Here is a 2019-nt window from a genome sequence, read left to right as displayed (position 1 = left end):
CCCACAGGTCTGCCGGGCGGGTCGGGTCGACCGTCCGTTGGCGCAGGACGCTAGGAGCGCGGCTGTGACCGGGTCAACAGGCGACCCACGGATACACCAAAAACTGTCCGGGCCCTCGAGAAATGGGTTCCGGAGTTCCTGAGTCGGTCATCCGATATATCTTCCCGGAACTCCGGACCGGTACGATCCCACCGCTTGACCGCCCCTGTCAGCGGCCCTTACGTTCTCAGGCAGCGAATCCCCCGCACGGATTCACCCTCCCTGCGAGTCCACTCGTGACACCATTCCGATTCTCCCGGATCGGCGGTGCGCTCGCATTCGAACCGATCAACTCCACGGAAGACGTGATGGTCGCCAGCAATCTCCGGTACGAGGTCAACTGCTCCATCCTGTTCACCGAGCTGCCCCTGCTGGAGCGCCCGGCGGCCGCCAAGGAGGCCGGTTTCGACGCCGTCGAGTTCTGGTGGCCCTTCCCGGTCGCCGTCCCCGCCGACGCCGACGTCGACGCCTTCGTCGGGGCCATCCGGGACGCCGGTGTGCAGCTGGTCGGGCTGAACTTCTCCGCCGGCGACATGCCCGCGGGCGACCGAGGGCTGGTGTCCTGGCCCGCGCGCTCACAGGAGTTCCGGGACAACGTCGACGTCACCGTAGGGATCGGCGGGCAACTCGGCTGCCGTGCCTTCAACGCGCTCTACGGCAACCGGGTCGACGACGCCGGGCCGGAGGAGCAGGACGCGCTGGCGGTGGAGACCCTGGCCCTCGCCGGCCGGGCTGCGAACCGGATCGGTGGCACGGTGCTGGTCGAGCCGCTCAGCGGCGCCCCTCGGTACCCCCTGCGCACCGCTGCCGACGCCATCGGGGTGATCGACCGCGTCGCCGGGGAGACCGGGGTGACCAACCTGGGGTTCCTCTGCGACCTGTACCACCTGGCGGTCAACGGCGACGACCTCGATCGGGTCCTCCGGACCTTCGGCGGGCGGGTCGCGCACGTGCAGGTCGCCGACGCCCCTGGCCGGAACGAGCCCGGCACGGGCGAGCTCGACCTGGACCGGTACCTCGGCGAGCTGGCGGCCGCCGGTTACGACGGCTGGATCGGGCTGGAGTACAAGCCCAGCGGCGCCTCGGCCGACAGCTTCGGCTGGCTGCACCGCTCCGCCGCCTGAAGAGGACCTCCCTGCCTCCCGCCACGGGGAGGCAGGGCCGGCTCCTGGAGCAGCTGGCCGAGCGGCTCGCCGCCGACTGGGTCTCCGACGACGACGACAACGACAGAGGAGCGATCGCATGACAGCACCAGCTCGGCCTCGGGGGGGCGTCACCGTCCCCCTCTTCCTCAACGGCGAGGGCATGCGCGGGGGCCGGGTGCACCCCAGCATCGCGCACCACACCTTCCTCGGTGAGGTGCGGACTGCTCCGCGCTACCGCTTCTACGCCTGCGAGGGGGGTTTCCCGGCCCTGTGGCCGGTCACCGAGGGCGGGGTCTCCGTGCCCGGGGAGCTGTACGCCCTCCCCCTGGAGGCTGTCCGTGACGAGTTCATGCCGGTGGAGCCACCGGAGCTCGAACTGGCGGTGATCGAGCTCGCCGACGGGTCCGCGAGTCTGGCCGTCCAGCTCCGCCCCGAGGTGCATGCCGGGGGCCACGGTCTCCTCGACATCTCCGACCGCGGCGGCTGGCGCGCCTACCGAGCGGGTCGAGTGCAGCACTGACGAACCGGGGAGGGCACACCACCTGCCACGAACGCCGGCAGAGCGAGGTGGCAGGTGGTCACCACGTTCCGACCGCAGACCATGCAGGAGGCGGTCCTCCAGGAGCTGCGGCGCCGCATCCACGACGGGGAGCTGCGACCGGGGACCGTCATCCGCGTCGATGCCGTGGCAGGGGCACTGGGGGTCAGCCGGATCCCGGTCCGCGAGGCGCTCATGATCCTCGAGGGGGAAGGCCTGGTGACGCACCGGCCGCACGTGGGCTTCACCGTCCCCAGCCTCACCGCCGAGGAGCTCGAGGAGATCTACTTCGTCCGC

At 70.9% G+C, this 2019-nt stretch carries 3 protein-coding genes; all 3 read left to right on the top strand.

Translation table 11 applies throughout. The annotated features are described in order from the left end of the window. Positions 1-347 precede the first annotated feature (347 nt). Positions 348-1163 carry a hydroxypyruvate isomerase family protein gene (locus tag VN520_RS37560; RefSeq protein WP_325751436.1) on the top strand — a complete coding sequence of 272 codons (816 nt, stop codon included), beginning with the start codon at positions 348-350 and terminating at the stop codon, positions 1161-1163. 118 nt (positions 1164-1281) lie between these two features. Next, on the top strand, positions 1282-1704 hold the full coding sequence (locus tag VN520_RS37555; protein ID WP_325751435.1) for an allophanate hydrolase-related protein: 423 nt from the start codon (positions 1282-1284) through the stop codon (positions 1702-1704). A 54-nt stretch (positions 1705-1758) separates the two neighbouring features. Continuing rightward, the coding region (locus VN520_RS37550) for a GntR family transcriptional regulator (protein WP_325751434.1) at positions 1759-2019 on the top strand (261 nt) is incomplete at its 3' end.

Origin of the sequence: Streptomyces sp. (assembly GCF_035563135.1) — a bacterium.
Lineage (GTDB): Bacteria > Actinomycetota > Actinomycetes > Streptomycetales > Streptomycetaceae > Streptomyces.
The sequence above is the reverse complement of the archived record's forward strand: the minus strand, read 5'-3'. Positions and strand labels throughout refer to the sequence as shown.